The sequence below is a fragment of the Globicatella sanguinis genome, from assembly GCF_002847845.2.
GTDB classification, from domain to species: domain Bacteria; phylum Bacillota; class Bacilli; order Lactobacillales; family Aerococcaceae; genus Globicatella; species Globicatella sanguinis.
In genome coordinates this window covers 1,606,531-1,627,635 of the sequence record NZ_CP126962.1, presented here as the reverse complement: position 1 = coordinate 1,627,635, position 21,105 = coordinate 1,606,531, and the positions used below count along the sequence as shown (strand labels likewise).

Sequence of the window (21,105 nt, the reverse complement as noted above, 5' to 3'; positions counted from 1 at the left end):
AGGTAAAAAAAATGCGGAAAAATCCGCAAAAAAAAAGCTTTTACGATGAATAGCACTCGGCTAGGAAAATTTATCCTAGCCATATATAATACATTTGTATTATGTGCTACAGAGCTAGACCAATGAATGATTCATCAATCATAACGCTCCCCATCATAAAAGTTATCTACATAAAGCTTGTTATTAAACTAATTCTAAAATAACAACTGGTGCGCCATCTCCACGACGAGGTCCTTTTTTAAGGATGCGTGTGTAACCACCATTACGATCTTCATAGCGAGTAGCATATGTGTCGAATAAACGTTGTAATACGCGTTCAACCACTACTTCTTCATCTTCAATACGTGCGTCTGCAATTTCATTACGTAAGAAAGCAGCTGCTTGACGACGAGATGCTAAATCACCACGTTTAGCTAAAGTAATCATTTTATCAACAAATTTACGAACTTCTTTAGCACGTGCTTCAGTTGTTTCGATACGTTCGTTAATTAAAACATCTGTAGTTAAATCACGTAATAAAGCTTTACGTTGAGCACTTTTACGTCCTAATTTACGGTATGCCATACTTGGTCTCCTCCTTTACATTATCAAAATTCTAGTCATCTTGACGTAGACTTAAATCTAAATTCTCAAGTTTTTGTTTTACTTCTTCTAATGATTTACGTCCTAAATTACGAACTTTAATCATTTCAGCTTCTGTCTTGTTAGTTAACTCTTGAATTGTATTAATTCCTGCACGTTTTAAACAATTATATGAACGAACAGATAAATCTAATTCTTCAATCGTCATGACTAACATTTTTTCTTTCTCAGCTTCTTCTTTTTCAACCATGATTTCAGTTTGGCGTGCTTCATCATTTAAGTTAACAAAGATATTTAAATGCTCAGTTAAAATTTTCGCAGCAAGACTTAATGATTTTTCAGGACTAATTGAACCATCGGTCCAAATATCCATCGTTAATTTATCATAGATATTTTTTTGTCCAATACGAGTATTTTCAACTTGATAATTCACTTTTTGAATTGGTGTGTAAATTGAATCAATTGGCAATACTCCAATTGGCATATCTTCACGTTTATTATGTTCTCCACGAACATATCCACGTCCAGTCGATACATTGATTTGCATGTTTAATTCGGCACCTTCAGCTAAAGTACAAATATATAAATCTGGGTTTAAAATTTGCACTTCATTATCATGGATAATATCAGCAGCTGTAACAGTTTTAGGGCCCACAACATTCAATTCAACAATTTTTGGTTCGTCTGAATGTAGTTTTAATGCTAACTGTTTTAAGTGAAGAATCATCGTTGGGACGTCTTCTACAACGCCATTAACGGTAGCAAACTCATGTAATACTCCATCAATTTGGATGCTTGTAACAGCAGCTCCTGGTAACGAAGATAACAAAATACGACGTAATGAGTTCCCAAGGGTAGTTCCATATCCACGTTCTAGTGGCTCAATCACGATCTTACCAAATTTGGAATCGTCACTGACTTCAATCGTTCTAATTTCTGGCTTTTCAATCTCGATCATTGGTTAATATATCCCCTTTCAAAACGTTCAAATTGTAATGATAAATCGTAGCATTACATGTAGCTTAATGAGCTAACTCATTATACACGGCGGCGTTTTGGAGGACGGCAACCGTTATGAGGAATTGGTGTTACATCACGAATAGCAGTAACATCTAATCCAGTAGCTTGTAATGAACGAATCGCTGATTCACGACCAGCACCTGGGCCTTTAACAGTTACTTCAACTGTCTTCATACCATGTTCCATAGCTCCTTTAGCTGCTACTTCTGATGCCATTTGAGCTGCGAATGGAGTAGATTTTCTTGAACCACGGAATCCTAATGACCCAGCTGAAGACCAAGAAATTGCATTACCATTAACGTCAGTAATCATTACAATAGTGTTGTTAAATGTTGAACGGATGTGTGCTACACCTTTTTCAATATTTTTTCTCACACGACGACGGCGACGAACTTGTTGTTTCTTTGCCATGAACTATTTACCTCCTTCTTACTAAATTTTATTAGTTACTTTTTCCTGTGACCATTTTCTTAGGTCCTTTACGAGTACGTGCATTATTTTTGGTGTTTTGTCCACGAACTGGTAAATTACGACGATGACGGAAACCACGGTATGAACCAATCTCTTGTAAACGTTTGATGTTTAAAGAAACTTCACGACGTAAATCTCCTTCGACTTTAATTCCGTCAACTATAGCACGGATACGATCTAATTCATCGTTTGTTAAATCTTTAACACGAGTATCAACTGAAACATTCGCTTCAGCTAAAATTTTCTCTGCAGTATTTTTTCCAATACCATAAATATAAGTTAAAGAAATAACTACACGTTTTTCACGCGGAATATCTACTCCTGCAATACGAGCCATATTTAAGTATACCTCCTTTTCTTAACCTTGACGTTGTTTGTGTTTTGGATTTTCGCAAATTACCATAACTTTTCCATTACGTTTGATAACTTTACATTTTTCACAAATTGGTTTTACTGATGCTCTTACTTTCATATTAATTTCCCTCCTTAAATTTTAACCTAATGGTTATTTAAAGCGGTATGTAATTCGACCACGTGTCAAATCATATGGAGAAAGTTCAATCGTAACTTTATCCCCCGGTAAGATTCGGATGTAGTTCATACGAATTTTACCTGAAACGTGGGCTAGAATTTCATGCCCATTCTCTAATTCAACCTTAAACATTGCATTCGGTAAAGTTTCAATGACTGTACCTTCAACTTCAATTACATCATCTTTAGCCATTCATACTTCCTCCTCTTACCTTTAATTGATACTGATAATTATTATAACAAACTCTCTATTTTTCTAAAATAGTACGAACTTCACGATAAACATCTTCAATAGCTTGAGCACCGTTAATGGTATATAAAATTCCACGTTGGTTATAATAATCAAGTATTGGTCGAATTGATTCCATTTGGAGATTTATACGATGAGCAACCTTTTCAGGTTTGTCATCTTCTCTTTGATAGAAATCTGTTGAACCACATTGATCACAGATACCTGCTTCTTTAGGCGGATTATATAGCTTATGATATGTAGCACCGCATTTACGGCAAATGATTCTACCACTCAAACGATCTTTTAATACTTCTTGATCCACATCGATATAGATGACGGCATCGATTTGAGTATTTAATTCTTCTAAGTTAGTATCTAAAGCTTCTGCTTGAGCACTTGTTCTTGGATAACCATCTAACATGAAACCATTTTTGGTTACATCAGATTGAGTTAATCTTTCACGAACAATAGCATTTGTAATATCATCTGGAACTAAATTTCCATGATCTGTATATGATTTTGCTTTTAAACCCAATGGGGTTTCATTTTTAATTGCTTCACGGAATATATCTCCTGTTGCAATATGAATCATATCATAGTCTCGAGAAATATATTCACTTTGAGTTCCTTTACCAGCACCTGGTAAACCCATTAATAAAATATTCATTGATTTTATGCACCCTTTTTTATAATTGTAAAAATCCAGTGTAACGACGTTTAGCCATTCGACCTTCAATTTGTTTTGCTGTTTCGATTGCAACACCCACTACGATAAGTAAACTTGTTCCACTTAAGGCAATATTACTTGGAATGTTCCATAAAAATCCACCAACAATTGGTAAGACAGCAATTAATGTTAAGTATAATGATCCTAAACCACTCAATCTATTGATTGTTCTTGTAAGGTAATTTTCAGTATCATGTCCTGGACGAATACTTGGAATATAACCACCTGATTTTTGTAAGTTTTCAGCTACTTTTTCAGGATTAACTTGAACTAATGAATAGAAATACGAAAATACAATTAATAAGAACGTATAGAAGATTGCTCCATATACATGTTGTAAGTTAAATAAATTATAGACAACTTCTTTCCATCCACCATCATTGGCAAAATTTAGATAGTTCATAATTGTTGCCGGAGTGGTCAGAACAGATGATGCAAAGATTACTGGAATTACCCCAGCAGAATTAATTTTTAATGGTAAGTGTGCGGTTTGTTTAGCTCCTGAAGCTTTCTTTGAGTAGTGAATTGGAATACGTAATTGAGCACGTTCCATTATAACTACAATAACAATTAAAATGATAAAGACTAAAATTAACAATCCTAATAACATTAAGTTACGGTTTAATTCTTTTCCTGCCCCTTTTAAATAAGTTTGGAAATAAGAGATAAACTGTTGTGGAACCTCTGCTACGATACCGGCAAAAATAATCATTGAGACCCCATTACCAATACCATTGCGAGTTATTTGTTCTCCTAACCACACTAGAAACATGGTTCCAGCTGTTAAAACTAAAGCGATTGTCAAATATGTAGTCATTGTAGCATTTTTTACTAGGCCCAAGCCAGATAATTGGTTAAATCCAGCGGATAAACCAAAGGCTTGAATAAAGCCAAGAACAATTCCTGTGTAGGTTGTTGCTTGATTCAATTTACGACGACCGACTTCACCTTGTTTTGCCCATTCAGTAAATTTCGGGACAATATCCATTTGCAATAATTGAATAATAATTGACGCAGTGATATAAGGAGAGACACCTAAAGCGAAAATTGAATAACGTTTAAGCGCTCCTCCACCAAAAGTATTAAGTAAACCTAATACTCCGGTTGACGCTATTTGTTGAATGGCCGAAGCATCCACACCAGGAACTGGAATATGAGAACCTAATCTGAATACTGCAAAAATGAAAAGCGTGAAAAGAATTCTACTACGAATTTCTTTGCTCGCAAATGCATTTTTTAAGTTTGTAAACATATTAGATCACCTCGATAAATCCACCAGCTGCAGTGATTGCTTGTTCTGCACTTTTGGAGAATTTAGCTGCATGTACAGTTAATTTTCTTTCCAGTTGTCCTTCACCTAAAATTTTAACACCTGATAATTCATTCTTAATGATTCCTGATTCAATTAATAATGCTGGTGTTACTGTTGTGCCATCTTCAAAGCGGTTTAATGTTTCAACGTTAACAATCGCATATTCTTTACGATTAATGTTTGTGAATCCACGTTTTGGTAAACGACGGAATAATGGTTGTTGTCCACCTTCGAATCCTAAACGTACCCCACCACCTGAACGTTGTTTTTGTCCTTTTTGACCACGTCCAGCTGTTTTACCGTTACCAGAACCTTGTCCACGACCAACACGATTACGTTCTTTACGTGATCCAGCTACAGGTTGTAATGTATGTAGTTGCATTCTTGGGCACCTCCTTATTTTAAATTATATAATTAAGCTTCTTTAACTTCTACTAAATGACTAATTGTACTAATCATTCCACGAACTGCCTCATTGTCAGGTTTAACAACTGTTTTATAAGTTTTAGTTAATCCTAATGCTTTTGCAGTAGCGATATGATTTTTAGGACGTCCAATTAGGCTACGTTTTAATGTAATTTCAATATTCGCCATTAAATTGTCCTCCTAACCTAATATTTCTTCAACAGATTTCCCACGTAATGCGGCAACTTCTTCTGCAACTTTTAATTGTTTTAATCCTTCAATAGTTGCAGAGATCATGTTAATAGGTGTATTAGAACCCAATGATTTAGATGTTACATCGGCAACCCCTGCTAATTCAATTACGGCACGTACTGGACCACCAGCAGCAACCCCAGAACCGGCAGTAGCAGGTTTTAATAACACTTTACCACCACAGAATTCACCAATAACTTCGTGAGGAATTGTAGTTCCAACAGTCGGAACTTCGATTAAATTCTTTTTAGCATCTTCGACAGCTTTACGGATAGCTTCTGGAACTTCTTGAGCTTTACCAGTACCAAATCCTACATGTCCGTTACGGTCACCAACAACTACTAATGCAGAGAAACGTAAACGACGTCCACCTTTTACTACTTTAGTAACACGGTTAATCGTAACTAAACGTTCTTCTAAATTTTCTAAGTTAGCTGGATTAATAAATACCATGAATCGATATCCTCCTTCTTTTAAAATTCTAAGCCGTTTTCACGTGCAGCTTCAGCTAAAGCTTTAACACGACCATGGTAAATATATCCTCCACGATCAAATACGACAGCTTTAAGTCCTTTTTCTGCTCCGCGTTCAGCAATTAATTTTCCAACTGCAGTAGCTTGTTCTACTTTAGTTCCTGAAATTGATTCTTCATTACTAGAGGCACTTGCTAGCGTCACACCCGCTACGTCATCAATTAATTGAGCGTAGATGTGTGTATTCGAACGGAATACATTCAAGCGTGGGCACTCAGCAGTACCAGAGATACGGTTTCTTACACGAGCGTGGCGTTTTTTACGCAACTTATTTTTATCTGGTTTAGTAATCACAATTTTCACCTCTTATTAAAATATATGAATAAATGATATGTAAGACAGGCTTATTATTTACCTGTTTTACCTTCTTTACGACGTACAAACTCGTCAACATAACGGATACCTTTACCTTTATATGGTTCAGGTGGACGTACGCCACGAATGTTGGCTGCTAATTCGCCAACTTTTTCTTTATTGAATCCTTGTACAATAATCGTTGTATTGTTTGGTACTTCGAATCCAACACCTTCAGATTCTTCGAACTCAACTGGATGTGATAAACCTACGTTTAAAGATAATTTCTTACCAGATTTTTGAGCACGGTACCCAACACCGATTAATTGTAATTCTTTTTTGAAGCCTTCAGAAACACCAACGATCATATTGTTTACGATAGAACGTGTTGTTCCGTGTAATGAACGATTAGTTTTTGAATCATTTGGACGAGTGAAAACTACTTCATTTTCTTTAACTTCTACTTGGATATTTGGTACTAAATCGCGAGTTAATTCGCCTTTAGGACCTTTTACAGTCACTGTATGACCTTTTACTTCAACGGTTACGCCTGCTGGAATTGCTACTGGTTTATTACCGATACGACTCACAGGGCTGCACCTCCTTTTATTTTATAATTAATTTTTTAAAATTACCAAACATACGCTAATACTTCGCCACCGATACCTTCTTTACGAGCTTGTTTGTCTGTTACAAGTCCGTTTGAAGTCGATACGATAGCAATACCTAAACCATTTAATACTTTAGGTAAATCTTCATTTTTAGCATATACACGTAAACCTGGTTTAGAAATACGTTTAATACCTGTAATAACTTTTTCATTATTACGACCGTATTTTAATTGGATTTTTAATTCGTTTTGTTTGCCATCTTCGATTACTTCGTATCCTTTGATAAAACCTTCATTTTTTAAGATTTCAGCAATGGCAACTTTCATGTTTGAAGATGGAGCAGAAACAGTTTTATGACCCACACGATTCGCATTACGAATACGGGTTAAAAAATCTGCAATTGGATCTGTCATAACCATAATTTGTTTACCTCCTATATTAACTTTTAAAAATTACCAGCTAGCTTTTTTAACGCCAGGAATTTGACCTTTATAAGCAAGTTCACGGAAGCAAATACGGCAAAGTTTGAATTTACGGTAAACTGAGTGTGGACGTCCACAACGTTCGCAACGTGTATACTCTTGCACTTTAAACTTAGGTGTACGTTTGTTCTTTTGAACCATTGATGTTTTAGCCAATTAAATTCGCCTCCTTAATTATTTTTTAAATGGCATGCCTAATTCTTTTAATAAAGCATGACTTTCTTCATCTGTTTGAGCGGTAGTTACAATAACAATATCCATACCACGCACTTTATCTACATTATCATAATTAACTTCTGGGAAAATTAATTGTTCTTTAACACCTAAAGTATAGTTTCCACGACCATCAAAGGCTTTATTTGAGATACCTTGGAAGTCACGTACTCGAGGTAAAGAAACAGTGATTAATTTATCTAAGAAGTCATACATTCTTTCGCCACGTAAAGTAACTTTTGCACCAATCGGCATACCTGCACGTAAACGGAAACCAGCGATAGATTTTTTCGCTTTTGTAACAATTGGTTTTTGACCTGTTAATAAGGTTAATTCGTCAACAGCTTTTTCTAAGTTTTTAGCATTAGAAACAGCGTCACCAACACCCATGTTAACAACGATTTTTTCAACTTTTGGAACTTGCATTACTGATGTATAACCAAATTGTTCAACTAATTTTGGTGTTACTTCTTCAGTAAATTTAGTTTTTAAACGATTTACCATAAATTATTTTTCCTCCCTTCTTAGATTAGTTAATTGTTTCGTTTGATTTTTTAGAATAACGAACTTTTTTACCATCTTCGAAGCGGTATCCAACACGAGTAGCCTCTCCTTTAGAGTCTACTAATTTAACATTAGATACGTGAATTGGTGCTGGGAATTCTTCGATTCCGCCTGTACCAGTCTGTGATGGTTTAACATGTTTTTTAGCAAGATTTAAGCCTTCAACTACAACTTGATCTTTCTTTGGTAAAGTTTTTAATACTGTACCTTGTTTACCTTTATCTTTACCAGTTATAATTTGAACTTTATCGCCTGTTTTGATACGCATAATTTGGTTTCCTCCTTCGTTTAGTATTACAGAACTTCTGGAGCTAGTGAAACAATCTTCATGTAGTTGTTATCACGTAATTCACGTGCAACTGGACCAAAGATACGAGTACCACGAGGGCTCTTATCATCACGAATAATTACACAAGCATTTTCGTCAAACTTGATATAAGAACCATCTTTACGACGTGCTCCTGATTTAGAACGAACGATTACAGCTTTAACAATGTCACCTTTCTTAACAACTCCACCGGGTGTTGCATGTTTTACCGACGCAACAATTACGTCACCGATATTAGCTGTTTTACGACCAGATCCACCTAAAACTTTTATTGTTAAAACTTCACGTGCACCTGAGTTGTCGGCAACTTTTAATCGACTTTCTGTTTGAATCATTTTCGATTTCCTCCTTCCAGATTAACTGTATATTAGATGATTACTGCTTCTTCAACAATCTCTAATAAACGGAAGCGTTTCGTAGCAGATAATGGACGAGTTTCCATGATACGTACGATGTCGCCTTCTTTTGCACTGTTTAATTCATCATGTGCTTTATATTTTTTAGAGTATTTTACACGTTTACCATATTTAGGGTGTGTTTTACGAGTATCTACTTGAACTGTGATGGTTTTATCCATTTTGTCAGATACGACACGACCTTGGTATACTTTACGTTGATTGCGTGTTTCAGTCATTGTTTATGTGCCTCCTTTTGCCTGTGGTTACTTAGACAACTCTTGCTCACGCAAGACTGTTTTGATACGAGCAATAGATTTACGTACTTGACGTAAACGGGCAGTGTTTTCTAATTGTCCTGTAGCTAATTGGAATCGAAGGTTGAATAATTCTTTTTTGAATTCTTGTTCTTTCGCTACCATTTCAGCAGTGGATAATTCTCTAATTTCTTTAATTTGCATTCGATTCACCACCATATTCTTCACGTTTTACGAATTTTGTTTTGACAGGTAATTTGTGAGACGCTAAACGGAATGCTTCACGTGCAACTTCTTCACTTACCCCAGCAATTTCAAATAAGATTTTGCCACGTTTAACTGGTGCAACCCATCCTTCGGGTGCCCCTTTACCAGAACCCATACGAACTCCGATAGGTTTAGATGTATAAGATTTGTGAGGGAAGATTTTGATCCATACTTTCCCACCACGTTTCATAAATCTTGTCATCGCGATACGTGCTGCTTCAATTTGACGGTTGGTAATCCATGAAGATTCTGTTGCACGTAATCCATATTGACCAAAGTCTACATTTTTTCCACCTTTTGCTTCTCCGCGCATTTTCCCACGGAACTCACGACGGTGTTTTACACGTTTTGGTACTAACATTGATTAGTTCCCTCCTTTCTCAGAATTGCGTTGTGGTAAGATTTCACCACGGCAAATCCATACTTTAACTCCTAATTTTCCATATGTTGTATCTGCTTCTTCCCAAGCATAGTCGATATCTGAACGTAATGTATGTAAAGGAACAGTTCCTTCAGAATACATTTCTGTACGGGCCATATCTGCTCCGTTTAAACGTCCTGAAACCATTGTTTTAACTCCTTGTGCTCCAGCTTTCATAACACGTTGGATTGCTTGTTTTTGTGCACGACGGAATGCAACACGGTTTTCTAATTGTTTTGCGATATCTTCTGCAACTAATTTTGCATCTAACTCAGGTTTTTTAATTTCAACAATGTTAATGTGAACTTTTTTGCCTGTTAATTTATTTAATTCAGCACGAATTGCATCGACTTCTGAACCACCTTTACCGATAACCATACCTGGTTTAGCAGTATGAATTGAAACAACTACACGATTAGATGCGCGTTCAATTTGGATAGTTGATACAGAGGCCTCTGATAATTTGCTTAATAAGAATTCGCGGATGCGTAAATCTTCGTGTAAGAAGTCTGCATATTGCTTATCTGCATACCATTTAGCATCCCAATCACGGATTACGCCTACACGCATACCAATTGGATGTACTTTTTGACCCATTAATTAAGCCTCCTCTTTTTCTGATACCACGATTGTAATGTGGCTTGTACGTTTGTTAATTGGTGAAGCTGATCCTTTTGCACGAGGACGGAAACGTTTCATAGTTGGTCCTTCGTTTACATAAGCTTCACTTACATATAAGTTTTCTAAATCTAAATCATAATTATGTTCAGCGTTCGCGATTGCAGATTTTAAAACTTTTTCAACTACAGGAGATGCTGATTTTGGGGTATATTTTAAAATAGCCATTGCTTCTCCAATTTTTTTACCTCTGATAAGATCGACTACTAAACGAACTTTACGAGGCGCAATACGAACTGTTTTTGCGATTGCTTTTGCAGATGTAATTTGTTCTGACATCTTAGTTCCTCCTTAATTAACGTTTCTTAGTCTTTTTGTCATCGGCAGCATGACCTCTATATGTACGTGTTGGTACGAATTCGCCTAATTTATGACCAACCATATCTTCTTGTACATACACTGGTACATGTTTGCGTCCATCGTATACTGCAATAGTTAACCCAATAAAATTAGGGAAGATTGTAGAACGACGAGACCATGTCTTGATTACTTGTTTTTTACTGCTTTCGTTTTGCTCTTCAACTTTTTTCATTAAATGGGCATCAACGAAAGGTCCTTTTTTCAAACTACGACTCACAGTGTGTAGCCTCCCTTCGATTTTTTCGAAACTGTCTATTTATTATTTTTTACGACCACGAATGATTAACTTGCTAGATTTTTTCTTAGCATCACGAGTTTTCATACCAAGAGCTTTTTTACCCCAAGGAGTTAATGGTGCTGGACGACCGATTGGCGCACGACCTTCACCACCACCGTGTGGGTGATCATTAGGGTTCATTACAGATCCACGTACTTCTGGACGTTTAGATAACCAACGAGAACGACCTGCTTTACCAATGTTAATTAATTCGTGTTGTTCATTTCCTACTGTACCTACTGTTGCACGACAAGTAGATAAAATCATACGTACTTCACCTGAATTTAAACGAACTAAAGTATATTTTCCTTCATGTCCTAATACTTGTGCGCTTGTACCAGCTGAACGAATTAATTGTCCACCTTTACCAGGTTTTAATTCGATGTTATGAACAACTGTACCTACTGGAATGTTTGCTAATGTTAAAGCGTTACCGATTACGATATCCGCATCGTCTCCAGATTGGATTTTTTGTCCTACTTTAAGACCTTTTGGAGCAAGAATATAAGTCTTCACTCCATCTTCATAATGGATTAAAGCGATGTTTGCTGAACGGTTTGGATCGTATTCGATTGTTGCAACTGTACCAACAACACCGTCTTTATTACGCTTGAAGTCAATAACACGGTATGCACGTTTGTTACCGCCACCGTGGTGACGAACAGTGATTTTACCTTGACTGTTACGACCAGCTTTTTGTTTTTGACTAGTTAATAAAGATTTCTCTGGTTTTGAAGTTGTGATTTCTGAGAAATCGTAGCCTGTCATATTACGACGACCATTAGAGGTTGGTTTGTAATGTTTAATAGCCACTTAAATGCCCTCCTATTTTACTATATTTACTAATTATTATTCAGCTTCTGAGCCAAATAATTCGATTGTTTTTGAATCAGGTGTTAATGTTACGATAGCTTTTTTATACTTACGAGTGAAGCCTTGGTAGCGGCCCATACGTTTTAATTTACCATCAACATTAACAGTGTTTACTTTAGCAACTTTAACTCCTTCGAACATTGCTTCAACCGCTTGTTTAATATAAGTTTTGTCTGCACGGCGATCAACTTCGAAAGTATATTTATTTTCATCCATTAAGCGCATTGATTGCTCAGTAATAACTGGACGTAAAATCACTTCTGATAATTGCATTATGCTAAAGCCTCCTCTACTGTAGAAAGTGCAGCTTGTGTAAGAATTACTGTATCGTAATTCATGACATCTAATACGTTAACGTTATTGTCGTCAATGACTTTAACAGTATTGATGTTACGAGCTGAATAAAACGCATTAGTGTTTTCTCCTTCTAAAACTAATAAAGTTTTAGAATCAACATTAATGTTATTTAAGAATTGTTTGAACTCTTTTGTTTTTGGTGCGTCAAATTGTAATGAATCAACTACAATTAATTTGCCGTCTAATACTTTTTGTGATAACACAGATTGTAAAGCTAAACGACGAACTTTTCTTGGTAATTTATAACTATATGAACGAGGTGTTGGACCAAATACAGTTCCTCCACCAACCCATTGTGGTGAGCGAATAGAACCTTGGCGCGCACGACCAGTCCCTTTTTGTCTCCATGGTTTACGTCCTCCACCACGCACTGCACTTCTATTTTTCACAGCGTGTGTTCCTTGACGTAATGATGCACGTTGCATGATAACCGCATCGAACATAACTCCTTCGTTTGGTTCGATACCGAAGACAGCTTCGTTTAATTCGATTTCTCCCGCTGTAGAACCATCTTGTTTAAATAATGTAACTTTTGGCATTTTATCTCGTTCCTCCTTCCTCGATATTATTTAACTGATTTAATAGCTTGTTTAACTTCTACTAAAGATTTTTTAGCTCCTGGAACATTACCTTTAATTAAGATAACATTGTTTTCAACGTCAACTGAAACAATTTCTAAGTTTTGAATTGTTACACGATCGCCACCAGTTTGTCCAGGTAATTTTTTACCTTTAAATACTTTAGAAGCATCTGACGCCATACCCATTGATCCAGGACGACGGTGGAAACGAGAACCATGTGCCATTGGTCCACGACTTTGGCCGTGACGTTTAATTACACCTTGGAAACCTTTCCCTTTAGATGTTCCTGTTACATCGACGATGTCACCCACCGCGAATGTTTCTACTGTGATTTCTTGCCCTACTTCATATTCTCCAAGCTCAACATCACGAAATTCGCGAATGAAGCGCTTAGGAGTAGCATTTGCTTTTGCTACATGACCTTTAGCAGGTTTGTTTGTTAATACTTCACGTAAATCGCCATATCCTAATTGGACAGCTTCGTATCCGTCAGTTTCTACTGTTTTTACTTGTAAAACTACGTTTGGAGCAGCTTCAACAACAGTTACTGGAATTAATTCACCATTTTCAGTGAAGAATTGAGTCATTCCTACTTTTGTTCCTAAGATTCCTTTGGTCATGAGTACACCTCCGTTTTATTTTATTTTTATAATTTAATTTCTACATCCACACCACTTGGTAAGTCTAATTTCATTAAAGCATCTACTGTTTTAGCAGTTGGCTCAATAATGTCGATTAAACGTTTGTGTGTACGCATTTCAAATTGCTCACGAGAATCTTTGTATTTATGTGTCGCACGAATAACAGTATATAAAGAACGTTCAGTTGGTAATGGAATTGGTCCAGCTGTTTTCGCTCCTGTTCTTTGTGCTGATTCTACGATTTTGTTCGCTGATACGTCTAAAGCTCTATGTTCATAAGCTTTTAAACGAATACGGATTTTTTGTTTTGCCATTTTGTTTCCTCCTTCGTCAAATTTAATTAATATGACTTGCTCCACAAGAATTTCTGACTAACTAAGCCGTGGCAACTCACCCTAGTGTGTCACAACCTCTCGCTTCATTGCCGTCTCCCCTCTTAAATAGGGGGCCTGTTTTAGAGCATAATAATCCCTATAAATAGGCACAGCTATTATTATACGGAAAACAATGTATAATAGCAAGGCCTTTTTTAAACTTTTTTTGTGATTTCGTTTTCAATTTTAATCAAATAAAATAAGCCTTTTACATGGCTTATTTTATTTGATTTATTCACTTTTTTCATTTAGATCTGTTTCATTATTTAAAGCCCGATCTGCTTTTTCAAGTTGTTTGGCAGCAAAGTCTCTTCCACCCAATCCAAAGGCTAAAGCAAATGCAACTGCAAATGCACCAAGCAACATAGTAAAACTAGTATTGACAATCGTTTGTGCAAATTTTAATTGATCCAAGGTCATGAAAACAGCAAAAATAATAACCCCGTATCGAATGAATTCTCCAAACAGTTTACTGCCCGATACTTTCGCTAAAAATGTAGCCAATACATTTCCTCCAATAATCCCTACTGCTAAGATAATAACTGAGCTCACAACAGCCGGCAAGTAGGCAATAATCGAATTACCAATTGAGTTTAATACATCTAATTGTAGAACCGAAATGGCTTCAACTAGGAAAAATATCATCAATACCGCTTGAATAATTTGAGCCGATACATTTGAAATCAAAATACTCGTTTCGCCTTTAAAGTTTAAATATTGAGAATATTTATCAATACCTGAAGTTTTCAACATACTCTCAATTAAGTCAGCGACCAATTTAGCAATAAAATTACCAATGATTACAAGAACTACCGCAGCCAATACATTCGGTATGACACTCACAATTTGATTCAGAACAGATACAATGGGATCTGAGATTGTTGATACTCCTAATATTTGTAAAGCTACCGTAATGATAGGGATGTAAATTAAAACATATATAATAGAAGATAAAACATCAGCTAACCGAGTTTCTGTTACAAATTCTGCTGTTTCCTGCTGTCCGATTAACTTTCTATACCAACGATCAACGTCAATTCCTTCGAATAAATTGCGACTTAATTTTTTGATGAATTTACATAAATAGGATCCGATGATAATAATCATCACGGATACTAGTAAATTAGGGATAAAATCCCAAAATTTATCTAACATAATAATAACAGGGTCCGCTACACCAGATAAATTCAAGCCAGTAAATATGAATGGTGTAAATAATAGAATGGTCACAAAATATACCAGAGAACCGATTGTTTCAATAAAGATGTTCGATTCCTCGTCATTCTTCGCCATTCCCCATTTTTGCAATTTGCTATCAAACTCTACTTTATCCAATCCCTTTGTAGTTAATTTTTTTGCTAAAAAAGCCATAAATAAGGCTATGACCAACAGTAGAGCAGCGCCTAAAAGACCTGGTAATGCAGAATATATCTTATTAAATAGTTCATTTATTTTCATATAGGTGCTCCTTTCTAACTTCAACAATTATACCAATACTAACAATAAATTGCTAGTCGTCACGAGGCAAGCATAAACTTTTTAAATTCTGTTTAATCATTGCTCGGTACTTTAAAGCCCAGGGGTTGAATAATCAGGGTCACTTATGTTACCCATACCCTTTGACAAAGAGCCATTTTTTGTATCGATAGAGAAAGTGCCTCCTCATTACAGAGAGATTCAACTTTAAGCGAAAAAAAGGTGATTGACCTAAATCAATCACCTAAACAATTTAATTAAAATTATTGAACAACTTTAGTAACAGTACCAGCACCAACAGTACGTCCACCTTCACGGATAGAGAAACGAGTTCCATCTTCAATCGCGATTGGGTGAATTAATTCAACTGTCATTGATACGTTATCTCCAGGCATTACCATTTCTGTACCTTCTGGTAATTCTACAACACCTGTAACGTCAGTTGTACGGAAGTAGAATTGAGGACGGTAGTTAGCGAAGAATGGAGTATGACGTCCACCTTCTTCTTTTGATAATACGTAAACTTCCGCCTCGAATTTAGTATGAGGTGTAATTGTTCCTGGTTTTGCTAATACTTGACCACGTTGGATTTGTTCACGTGTAACACCACGTAATAACGCACCAATGTTATCTCCAGCTTCAGCGTAATCTAATAATTTACGGAACATTTCAACACCAGTTACAGTTGTTTTGCTAATTTCTTCAGCAATACCAACGATTTCAACTTCGTCACCAACTTTAACTTGTCCACGTTCAACACGTCCAGTAGCAACTGTACCACGACCTGTGATTGAGAACACATCTTCAACTGGCATCATGAATGGTTTTTCAGTATCACGAACTGGTTCTGGAATGTATGTATCTACAGCTTCCATTAATTCTAATACTTTTGCTTCATATTGTTCTTCGCCTTCTAAAGCTTTTAAAGCTGAACCAGCGATTACTGGAACGTCGTCTCCAGGGAATTCGTATTCAGATAATAAATCACGAACTTCCATTTCAACTAATTCTAATAATTCTTCATCGTCAACCATGTCAACTTTGTTTAAGAAGACAACCATGTAAGGAACACCTACTTGACGTGATAATAAGATATGTTCACGTGTTTGAGGCATTGGACCATCAGCTGCAGAAACTACTAAGATTGCGCCGTCCATTTGAGCAGCACCAGTGATCATGTTTTTAACGTAGTCCGCGTGTCCTGGGCAGTCAACGTGAGCGTAGTGACGGTTAGCTGTTTCATACTCGATATGAGAAGTGTTGATTGTGATTCCACGTTCTTTTTCTTCTGGAGCGTTATCGATTTGGTCATAAGCTTGAGCTTGTCCGAATCCTTGTTTTGCTAACACTGTTGCGATAGCTGCTGATAATGTTGTTTTACCGTGGTCAACGTGTCCTAATGTACCGACGTTAACGTGTGGTTTTGAGCGGTCAAATTTTTCTTTTGCCATTTTAGTTAATTCCTCCTAAGAATGAGTTCTATTTTTATAGATGATTAATCTATCATAATTATTATACCTAGAAAGGACTATAATTTCAATAATACAGTCCTTCTAGATTTTAGTGTGCTAATTCAGGCTTATTCAGCTGATTTAGTACCGTATTTTGCAATGATTTCTTCAGCAATAGATTTAGGAACATCTTCATAGTGATCAAATGTCATTGAGAATGTACCACGTCCTTGAGTTGCTGAACGCAATGTAGTTGCATATCCAAACATTTCTGCTAAAGGAATCATCCCTTTAACAACTTGTGCGTTACCACGTACTTCTGAACCTTCAACACGTCCACGACGAGCGTTGATGTGACCCATTACATCACCGAAGTATTCTTCAGGAACCGTAATTTCTACGGCCATCATTGGTTCTAAAATAGATGGATTAGCTTTTTTCGCAGCTGCTTTCAATGCCATTGATGCTGCTACTTTAAAGGCTGTTTCTGATGAATCGACATCGTGGTATGATCCATCATACAATTTAGCTTTAATGTCAACTAATGGGAAACCAGCTAACACACCGTTTTCCATTGCATCTTTCAAGCCGGCTTCGACTGCAGGAATATATTCACGAGGAACAACCCCACCAACAATCGCGTTTTCGAATTCGAATCCTTTACCTTCTTCATTTGGTGTAAATTCAATCCATACGTGACCGTATTGTCCTTTACCACCTGATTGACGAACGAATTTACCTTCTGCTTGAGTAGTACCACGGAAAGTTTCACGATATGAAACTTGTGGAGCACCTACAGTTGCTTCAACTTTAAATTCACGTTTCAAACGGTCAACGATAATATCTAAGTGTAACTCACCCATACCAGCGATGATTGTTTGTCCAGTTTCATGGTTAGTTGATGCACGGAATGTTGGATCTTCTTCAGATAGTTTTTGTAATGCAATCCCCATTTTATCTTGATCTGCTTTTGAGTTTGGTTCAATTGCAACTTCAATAACTGGTTCTGGGAATTCCATTGATTCTAAGATAACTTCTTCTTTTTCATCACATAAAGTGTCACCAGTACCTGTATCTTTTAATCCTACTGCTGCAGCAATGTCTCCAGAGAATACTTCTGCAATCTCTTGACGAGAGTTAGCGTGCATTTGTAAGATACGTCCTACACGTTCACGTTTTCCTTTAGTAGAGTTCTTAACGTATGAACCTGCTTCTAAAGTTCCAGAGTAAACACGGAAGAATGTTAAACGACCAACGAATGGGTCTGTCATAACTTTAAATGCTAATGCTGAGAAAGGTTCTGAGTCATCTGCATGACGTTCTACTTCTTCACCTGTATCAGGTAACGTTCCTTTAATTGAAGGAATATCGATTGGTGCAGGTAAATAATCAATTACACCATCAAGTAATAATTGAACCCCTTTGTTTTTGAAAGCTGAACCACAGAATACTGGATAAAATTCTGCTGCTACTGTTGCTTTACGAATAGCTGCTTTTAATGTTGGTACATCAATTTCTTCACCTTCAAGGTAAGCCATCATTAAATCTTCATCTGTTTCAGCAACAGCTTCAACTAATTTACCACGCCATTCTTCAGCTAATTCTTGGTATTCTTCAGGAATATCAATTTCTTCGATATCAGTACCTAAATCATTATTATATAAGTAAGCTCTCATATTTAATAAATCAATGATACCTCTGAAGTTATCTTCAGCACCAATAGGTAATTGAACAGGGTGAGCATTCGCTTGTAATCGGCTATGGATTGTCCCTACTGAATATAAGAAGTCAGCACCGGTTTTATCCATCTTGTTAACGAATACAACACGAGGAACATTATATGCACTCGCTTGACGCCAAACTGTTTCAGTTTGAGGTTCTACACCTGATTGTCCGTCTAATAATGCGACCGCACCGTCCAATACACGTAATGAACGTTCTACTTCGACAGTAAAGTCCACGTGTCCTGGAGTATCGATAATGTTTACACGATGGTTGTTCCATTGAGCTGTTGTTGCAGCTGAAGTAATGGTAATACCACGTTCCTGTTCTTGTTCCATCCAGTCCATTTGAGCTCCACCCTCATGAGTTTCACCAATTTTATGGATACGACCAGTATAGTACAAGATACGTTCTGTCGTTGTTGTCTTACCAGCATCGATGTGAGCCATGATACCGATATTACGTGTTTTTTCAAGAGAAAACTCTCGTTTTGCCATCTGAAATATACCCCTCTTTCATTTTTTGAGTAGATGTCAACAAATGACTGCATTTTACCATTAAATAAAATGCTGTCATTAAAAATTCTAACATAAAAATCTTACCAGCGGTAGTGTGCAAATGCTTTATTTGCTTCTGCCATTTTATGTGTGTCTTCACGTTTACGAACTGAAGCACCTGTGTTGTTGGCAGCATCCATGATTTCACGAGCTAAACGAGTTTCCATTGTTTTTTCACCACGTAGACGTGAGTAGTTCACTAACCAACGAATAGCTAAAGTATAACGACGTTCTGGACGAACTTCTACTGGTACTTGGAAGTTGGCACCACCGACACGACGAGCTTTAACTTCTAATAATGGCATAATGTTTTCAATTGCTTGATCAAAAACTTCTAATGGATCTTGGCCTGTTTGTTCACGGATAATATCGAAAGCTGAATATAAGATTGTTGCAGCTTTACCACGTTTTCCATCAACCATTAAACGGTTAATTGTACGGGTAACTAATTTTGAATTATAAATTGGATCTGCTAAAACTTCACGTTTAGCGATTGCTCCTTTACGAGGCATTCAAAATCCTCCTTTCTGAAATTGTATTTATTTAAGTCTCTATTTTAATTGATTATTTAGATTTAGGTTTTTTAGTACCGTATTTTGAACGGCTTTGAGCACGGTTATTAACCCCTGCTGTATCTAAAGCACCACGAACGATGTGGTAACGTACCCCTGGTAAGTCTTTAACACGACCACCACGAATTAAAACCACGCTGTGTTCTTGTAAGTTATGGCCGATCCCTGGGATATAAGCTGTAACTTCCATTAAGTTTGATAAACGAACACGGGCATATTTACGTAATGCTGAGTTAGGTTTTTTAGGTGTCATAGTACCCACACGTGTACAAACACCACGTTTTTGAGGTGAGAATGTATCTGTTTGAGCTTTTTTGAAACTGTTGTAACCTTTATTTAAAGCCGGTGAATTTGATTTAGTTGATTTTGACTTACGTGGTTTATTAACTAATTGATTAATTGTTGGCATTTAAAGGTCCTCCTCTCTTAAAATCTTAGTCCACACATCCAAGTGTGTCATTTTTGAATAAAAAATTTACAGCAACCTTTGTTGCCTCCTAGTGATAGGGTTTTTAAGCAGTCAGCACGACTGGTATTCAGGAATCTGTCATTAAAAACACCTACATAAACTTATCATAAATTATAGGCGCCGTCAACTAAAAAAACAAAAAAATGAGCACAAATGCTCATTTTTCTATTCTATTTCTTTAACTTGGACTGAATTGACGATTAAATTTCGATTTTTTAGTTTTTCAACTAAATCACTAGGATTATCACTATCAATGTGAATAACGACTCGAATCCCATCCTCTGTATGATACACCACTAAGTTTGTCAGGTTAGAATCTGATTCTAATAGTGCATCACCTATCTCCTCAATAACCCCTCGACGATCTTGTTGCACTGCCACTACGACACTAGAACCTGGAATATTATAGCCTGAGATATCAGCAAAGGCTCTAAAAATATCTTTATCCGTGATGATTCCTTTTATCTGGTTGTTTTCACTTACCACTAATACCCCAATATTTGAATTGCGCATAATGACAGCTGCTTCTTCAAGCAGATGATTAGGTGATATTTGGATAACCTGTTTTTCCATAATATCTTTCACTTTTGTTTTATCCAATAGATAATTGAGTTCAAACTTACTTAAACTTGTCGCACCTGATGGTGAATTTTCAGCAATAATACTGCGGGTAATGAGTCCAACTAAACGCTCGTTTTCTACTACAGGCAAACGATTAATATTATGTTGCTTCATTAAATCATTAGCATCTATAATGGATGCTTCTGGTCCAATTAAAATCAAATTGGTGGTCATATAATTTTTTACATACATCGTTAAC

General features: G+C 36.4%; 35 protein-coding genes. All 35 read right to left on the bottom strand.

From position 1 onward, the window contains the following. Window positions 1-183: 183 nt before the first annotated feature. The 35 genes from rplQ to CYJ72_RS07105 all read right to left on the bottom strand — a co-directional run bounded on the left by rplQ (window position 184) and on the right by CYJ72_RS07105 (window position 21,098). Window positions 184-564: a 50S ribosomal protein L17 gene (gene rplQ, locus CYJ72_RS07275; protein ID WP_066124348.1), complete on the bottom strand. Its 381-nt coding sequence runs from the start codon at window positions 562-564 to the stop codon at window positions 184-186. A gap of 31 nt (window positions 565-595) precedes the next feature. Continuing rightward, window positions 596-1,540, bottom strand: coding sequence for a DNA-directed RNA polymerase subunit alpha (locus CYJ72_RS07270; protein ID WP_066124350.1), 945 nt, complete (start codon window positions 1,538-1,540; stop codon window positions 596-598). 80 nt (window positions 1,541-1,620) lie between these two features. Further along, window positions 1,621-2,013: a 30S ribosomal protein S11 gene (rpsK, locus tag CYJ72_RS07265; protein WP_066124351.1), complete on the bottom strand. Its 393-nt coding sequence runs from the start codon at window positions 2,011-2,013 to the stop codon at window positions 1,621-1,623. 31 nt (window positions 2,014-2,044) lie between these two features. Then, window positions 2,045-2,410, bottom strand: a complete 366-nt coding sequence (gene rpsM, locus CYJ72_RS07260) for a 30S ribosomal protein S13 (protein ID WP_066124353.1) — start codon at window positions 2,408-2,410, stop codon at window positions 2,045-2,047. Window positions 2,411-2,431: 21 nt separating this feature from the next. After that, complete coding sequence (gene rpmJ / locus CYJ72_RS07255) at window positions 2,432-2,545, bottom strand: 50S ribosomal protein L36 (RefSeq protein WP_022155406.1); 114 nt, start codon at window positions 2,543-2,545, stop codon at window positions 2,432-2,434. A gap of 33 nt (window positions 2,546-2,578) precedes the next feature. Next, a complete protein-coding gene (gene infA, locus CYJ72_RS07250) occupies window positions 2,579-2,797 on the bottom strand; it encodes a translation initiation factor IF-1 (RefSeq protein WP_023391463.1) in 219 nt (72 codons plus the stop codon). A gap of 55 nt (window positions 2,798-2,852) precedes the next feature. Next, on the bottom strand, window positions 2,853-3,503 hold the full coding sequence (locus CYJ72_RS07245; RefSeq protein ID WP_101813077.1) for an adenylate kinase: 651 nt from the start codon (window positions 3,501-3,503) through the stop codon (window positions 2,853-2,855). 19 nt (window positions 3,504-3,522) lie between these two features. Next, window positions 3,523-4,815: a preprotein translocase subunit SecY gene (gene secY / locus CYJ72_RS07240; RefSeq protein WP_284628927.1), complete on the bottom strand. Its 1,293-nt coding sequence runs from the start codon at window positions 4,813-4,815 to the stop codon at window positions 3,523-3,525. Between the two features lies 1 nt (window position 4,816). After that, entirely contained in the window at window positions 4,817-5,257 is a 441-nt protein-coding gene (rplO, locus tag CYJ72_RS07235) for a 50S ribosomal protein L15 (protein ID WP_066124358.1), read from the bottom strand. Between the two features lie 32 nt (window positions 5,258-5,289). After that, window positions 5,290-5,469: a 50S ribosomal protein L30 gene (gene rpmD / locus CYJ72_RS07230; RefSeq protein ID WP_066124361.1), complete on the bottom strand. Its 180-nt coding sequence runs from the start codon at window positions 5,467-5,469 to the stop codon at window positions 5,290-5,292. 12 nt (window positions 5,470-5,481) lie between these two features. Continuing rightward, window positions 5,482-5,985: a 30S ribosomal protein S5 gene (rpsE, locus tag CYJ72_RS07225; RefSeq protein WP_066124363.1), complete on the bottom strand. Its 504-nt coding sequence runs from the start codon at window positions 5,983-5,985 to the stop codon at window positions 5,482-5,484. A 20-nt stretch (window positions 5,986-6,005) separates the two neighbouring features. Continuing rightward, entirely contained in the window at window positions 6,006-6,359 is a 354-nt protein-coding gene (rplR, locus tag CYJ72_RS07220) for a 50S ribosomal protein L18 (RefSeq protein WP_078755479.1), read from the bottom strand. Between the two features lie 53 nt (window positions 6,360-6,412). Next, window positions 6,413-6,949 (bottom strand): 50S ribosomal protein L6, encoded by a 537-nt coding sequence (rplF, locus tag CYJ72_RS07215; protein ID WP_066124368.1) that lies wholly within the window; start codon window positions 6,947-6,949, stop codon window positions 6,413-6,415. 41 nt (window positions 6,950-6,990) lie between these two features. Next, window positions 6,991-7,389 carry a 30S ribosomal protein S8 gene (rpsH, locus tag CYJ72_RS07210; protein WP_066124370.1) on the bottom strand — a complete coding sequence of 133 codons (399 nt, stop codon included), beginning with the start codon at window positions 7,387-7,389 and terminating at the stop codon, window positions 6,991-6,993. A 33-nt stretch (window positions 7,390-7,422) separates the two neighbouring features. Beyond that, window positions 7,423-7,608 carry a type Z 30S ribosomal protein S14 gene (locus CYJ72_RS07205; protein ID WP_066124372.1) on the bottom strand — a complete coding sequence of 62 codons (186 nt, stop codon included), beginning with the start codon at window positions 7,606-7,608 and terminating at the stop codon, window positions 7,423-7,425. 18 nt (window positions 7,609-7,626) lie between these two features. Further along, window positions 7,627-8,169 (bottom strand): 50S ribosomal protein L5, encoded by a 543-nt coding sequence (gene rplE, locus CYJ72_RS07200; RefSeq protein ID WP_284628918.1) that lies wholly within the window; start codon window positions 8,167-8,169, stop codon window positions 7,627-7,629. A 25-nt stretch (window positions 8,170-8,194) separates the two neighbouring features. Beyond that, window positions 8,195-8,497, bottom strand: a complete 303-nt coding sequence (gene rplX, locus CYJ72_RS07195; protein ID WP_066124377.1) for a 50S ribosomal protein L24 — start codon at window positions 8,495-8,497, stop codon at window positions 8,195-8,197. Between the two features lie 26 nt (window positions 8,498-8,523). Further along, window positions 8,524-8,892, bottom strand: a complete 369-nt coding sequence (rplN, locus tag CYJ72_RS07190; RefSeq protein ID WP_066124379.1) for a 50S ribosomal protein L14 — start codon at window positions 8,890-8,892, stop codon at window positions 8,524-8,526. Between the two features lie 32 nt (window positions 8,893-8,924). Next, window positions 8,925-9,191 (bottom strand): 30S ribosomal protein S17, encoded by a 267-nt coding sequence (gene rpsQ, locus CYJ72_RS07185; RefSeq protein ID WP_066124382.1) that lies wholly within the window; start codon window positions 9,189-9,191, stop codon window positions 8,925-8,927. A gap of 27 nt (window positions 9,192-9,218) precedes the next feature. Then, the gene (gene rpmC, locus CYJ72_RS07180; protein WP_066124384.1) at window positions 9,219-9,413 is read right to left on the bottom strand and encodes a 50S ribosomal protein L29; all 195 of its coding nucleotides are present in this window, start codon (window positions 9,411-9,413) and stop codon (window positions 9,219-9,221) included. Continuing rightward, window positions 9,403-9,837 carry a 50S ribosomal protein L16 gene (rplP, locus tag CYJ72_RS07175; RefSeq protein WP_066124386.1) on the bottom strand — a complete coding sequence of 145 codons (435 nt, stop codon included), beginning with the start codon at window positions 9,835-9,837 and terminating at the stop codon, window positions 9,403-9,405. Before rplP ends, rpmC begins: the two co-directional genes overlap by 11 nt. Window positions 9,838-9,840: 3 nt before the next feature. After that, window positions 9,841-10,494, bottom strand: a complete 654-nt coding sequence (gene rpsC / locus CYJ72_RS07170) for a 30S ribosomal protein S3 (protein WP_066124388.1) — start codon at window positions 10,492-10,494, stop codon at window positions 9,841-9,843. A 3-nt stretch (window positions 10,495-10,497) separates the two neighbouring features. Continuing rightward, the gene (gene rplV, locus CYJ72_RS07165; RefSeq protein ID WP_066124391.1) at window positions 10,498-10,854 is read right to left on the bottom strand and encodes a 50S ribosomal protein L22; all 357 of its coding nucleotides are present in this window, start codon (window positions 10,852-10,854) and stop codon (window positions 10,498-10,500) included. A 16-nt stretch (window positions 10,855-10,870) separates the two neighbouring features. Further along, on the bottom strand, window positions 10,871-11,152 hold the full coding sequence (gene rpsS / locus CYJ72_RS07160) for a 30S ribosomal protein S19 (protein ID WP_066124393.1): 282 nt from the start codon (window positions 11,150-11,152) through the stop codon (window positions 10,871-10,873). 42 nt (window positions 11,153-11,194) lie between these two features. Next, window positions 11,195-12,025 (bottom strand): 50S ribosomal protein L2, encoded by an 831-nt coding sequence (gene rplB / locus CYJ72_RS07155; protein ID WP_066124395.1) that lies wholly within the window; start codon window positions 12,023-12,025, stop codon window positions 11,195-11,197. Between the two features lie 36 nt (window positions 12,026-12,061). Then, window positions 12,062-12,358, bottom strand: coding sequence for a 50S ribosomal protein L23 (locus CYJ72_RS07150; protein ID WP_066124396.1), 297 nt, complete (start codon window positions 12,356-12,358; stop codon window positions 12,062-12,064). Further along, complete coding sequence (gene rplD / locus CYJ72_RS07145) at window positions 12,358-12,981, bottom strand: 50S ribosomal protein L4 (protein WP_066124398.1); 624 nt, start codon at window positions 12,979-12,981, stop codon at window positions 12,358-12,360. Before rplD ends, CYJ72_RS07150 begins: the two co-directional genes overlap by 1 nt. Window positions 12,982-13,007: 26 nt before the next feature. Beyond that, complete coding sequence (rplC, locus tag CYJ72_RS07140; RefSeq protein ID WP_066124400.1) at window positions 13,008-13,643, bottom strand: 50S ribosomal protein L3; 636 nt, start codon at window positions 13,641-13,643, stop codon at window positions 13,008-13,010. A 26-nt stretch (window positions 13,644-13,669) separates the two neighbouring features. Continuing rightward, window positions 13,670-13,978 carry a 30S ribosomal protein S10 gene (gene rpsJ, locus CYJ72_RS07135; RefSeq protein WP_066124402.1) on the bottom strand — a complete coding sequence of 103 codons (309 nt, stop codon included), beginning with the start codon at window positions 13,976-13,978 and terminating at the stop codon, window positions 13,670-13,672. Between the two features lie 291 nt (window positions 13,979-14,269). Then, entirely contained in the window at window positions 14,270-15,496 is a 1,227-nt protein-coding gene (locus tag CYJ72_RS07130; protein WP_101813080.1) for a mechanosensitive ion channel, read from the bottom strand. Window positions 15,497-15,777: 281 nt separating this feature from the next. Further along, window positions 15,778-16,965, bottom strand: coding sequence for an elongation factor Tu (gene tuf, locus CYJ72_RS07125; protein WP_066124406.1), 1,188 nt, complete (start codon window positions 16,963-16,965; stop codon window positions 15,778-15,780). A gap of 128 nt (window positions 16,966-17,093) precedes the next feature. After that, window positions 17,094-19,184 carry an elongation factor G gene (fusA, locus tag CYJ72_RS07120; protein WP_101813081.1) on the bottom strand — a complete coding sequence of 697 codons (2,091 nt, stop codon included), beginning with the start codon at window positions 19,182-19,184 and terminating at the stop codon, window positions 17,094-17,096. Window positions 19,185-19,285: 101 nt separating this feature from the next. Next, window positions 19,286-19,756 (bottom strand): 30S ribosomal protein S7, encoded by a 471-nt coding sequence (gene rpsG, locus CYJ72_RS07115; RefSeq protein ID WP_066124410.1) that lies wholly within the window; start codon window positions 19,754-19,756, stop codon window positions 19,286-19,288. 52 nt (window positions 19,757-19,808) lie between these two features. Then, entirely contained in the window at window positions 19,809-20,225 is a 417-nt protein-coding gene (gene rpsL / locus CYJ72_RS07110) for a 30S ribosomal protein S12 (protein WP_066124412.1), read from the bottom strand. Between the two features lie 225 nt (window positions 20,226-20,450). Further along, window positions 20,451-21,098 (bottom strand): CBS domain-containing protein, encoded by a 648-nt coding sequence (locus tag CYJ72_RS07105; RefSeq protein ID WP_284628897.1) that lies wholly within the window; start codon window positions 21,096-21,098, stop codon window positions 20,451-20,453. Window positions 21,099-21,105 lie beyond the last annotated feature (7 nt).

Excerpts from the sequence above, each read along its gene's own strand:
- rpsC (WP_066124388.1), bottom strand. The coding sequence starts at position 10,494 with ATGGGTCAAAAAGTACATCCAATTGGTATGCGTGTAGGCGTAATCCGT.
- rplV (WP_066124391.1), bottom strand. The coding sequence starts at position 10,854 with ATGTCAGAACAAATTACATCTGCAAAAGCAATCGCAAAAACAGTTCGT.
- rpmC (WP_066124384.1), bottom strand. The coding sequence starts at position 9,413 with ATGCAAATTAAAGAAATTAGAGAATTATCCACTGCTGAAATGGTAGCG.
- CYJ72_RS07105 (WP_284628897.1), bottom strand. The coding sequence starts at position 21,098 with ATGTATGTAAAAAATTATATGACCACCAATTTGATTTTAATTGGACCA.
- CYJ72_RS07130 (WP_101813080.1), bottom strand. The coding sequence starts at position 15,496 with ATGAAAATAAATGAACTATTTAATAAGATATATTCTGCATTACCAGGT.
- rpmJ (WP_022155406.1), bottom strand. The coding sequence starts at position 2,545 with ATGAAAGTAAGAGCATCAGTAAAACCAATTTGTGAAAAATGTAAAGTT.
- rplX (WP_066124377.1), bottom strand. The coding sequence starts at position 8,497 with ATGCGTATCAAAACAGGCGATAAAGTTCAAATTATAACTGGTAAAGAT.
- rpsK (WP_066124351.1), bottom strand. The coding sequence starts at position 2,013 with ATGGCAAAGAAACAACAAGTTCGTCGCCGTCGTCGTGTGAGAAAAAAT.
- secY (WP_284628927.1), bottom strand. The coding sequence starts at position 4,815 with ATGTTTACAAACTTAAAAAATGCATTTGCGAGCAAAGAAATTCGTAGT.
- rplQ (WP_066124348.1), bottom strand. The coding sequence starts at position 564 with ATGGCATACCGTAAATTAGGACGTAAAAGTGCTCAACGTAAAGCTTTA.
- rplN (WP_066124379.1), bottom strand. The coding sequence starts at position 8,892 with ATGATTCAAACAGAAAGTCGATTAAAAGTTGCCGACAACTCAGGTGCA.
- rpsM (WP_066124353.1), bottom strand. The coding sequence starts at position 2,410 with ATGGCTCGTATTGCAGGAGTAGATATTCCGCGTGAAAAACGTGTAGTT.
- rplE (WP_284628918.1), bottom strand. The coding sequence starts at position 8,169 with ATGGTAAATCGTTTAAAAACTAAATTTACTGAAGAAGTAACACCAAAA.
- rplD (WP_066124398.1), bottom strand. The coding sequence starts at position 12,981 with ATGCCAAAAGTTACATTATTTAAACAAGATGGTTCTACAGCGGGAGAA.
- rpsH (WP_066124370.1), bottom strand. The coding sequence starts at position 7,389 with ATGGTTATGACAGATCCAATTGCAGATTTTTTAACCCGTATTCGTAAT.
- tuf (WP_066124406.1), bottom strand. The coding sequence starts at position 16,965 with ATGGCAAAAGAAAAATTTGACCGCTCAAAACCACACGTTAACGTCGGT.
- rplC (WP_066124400.1), bottom strand. The coding sequence starts at position 13,643 with ATGACCAAAGGAATCTTAGGAACAAAAGTAGGAATGACTCAATTCTTC.
- rpsL (WP_066124412.1), bottom strand. The coding sequence starts at position 20,225 with ATGCCAACAATTAATCAATTAGTTAATAAACCACGTAAGTCAAAATCA.
- infA (WP_023391463.1), bottom strand. The coding sequence starts at position 2,797 with ATGGCTAAAGATGATGTAATTGAAGTTGAAGGTACAGTCATTGAAACT.
- CYJ72_RS07270 (WP_066124350.1), bottom strand. The coding sequence starts at position 1,540 with ATGATCGAGATTGAAAAGCCAGAAATTAGAACGATTGAAGTCAGTGAC.
- rpsJ (WP_066124402.1), bottom strand. The coding sequence starts at position 13,978 with ATGGCAAAACAAAAAATCCGTATTCGTTTAAAAGCTTATGAACATAGA.
- rpsQ (WP_066124382.1), bottom strand. The coding sequence starts at position 9,191 with ATGACTGAAACACGCAATCAACGTAAAGTATACCAAGGTCGTGTCGTA.
- CYJ72_RS07150 (WP_066124396.1), bottom strand. The coding sequence starts at position 12,358 with ATGCAATTATCAGAAGTGATTTTACGTCCAGTTATTACTGAGCAATCA.
- fusA (WP_101813081.1), bottom strand. The coding sequence starts at position 19,184 with ATGGCAAAACGAGAGTTTTCTCTTGAAAAAACACGTAATATCGGTATC.
- rpsG (WP_066124410.1), bottom strand. The coding sequence starts at position 19,756 with ATGCCTCGTAAAGGAGCAATCGCTAAACGTGAAGTTTTAGCAGATCCA.
- CYJ72_RS07245 (WP_101813077.1), bottom strand. The coding sequence starts at position 3,503 with ATGAATATTTTATTAATGGGTTTACCAGGTGCTGGTAAAGGAACTCAA.
- rpsE (WP_066124363.1), bottom strand. The coding sequence starts at position 5,985 with ATGGTATTTATTAATCCAGCTAACTTAGAAAATTTAGAAGAACGTTTA.
- rplO (WP_066124358.1), bottom strand. The coding sequence starts at position 5,257 with ATGCAACTACATACATTACAACCTGTAGCTGGATCACGTAAAGAACGT.
- rpmD (WP_066124361.1), bottom strand. The coding sequence starts at position 5,469 with ATGGCGAATATTGAAATTACATTAAAACGTAGCCTAATTGGACGTCCT.
- rplP (WP_066124386.1), bottom strand. The coding sequence starts at position 9,837 with ATGTTAGTACCAAAACGTGTAAAACACCGTCGTGAGTTCCGTGGGAAA.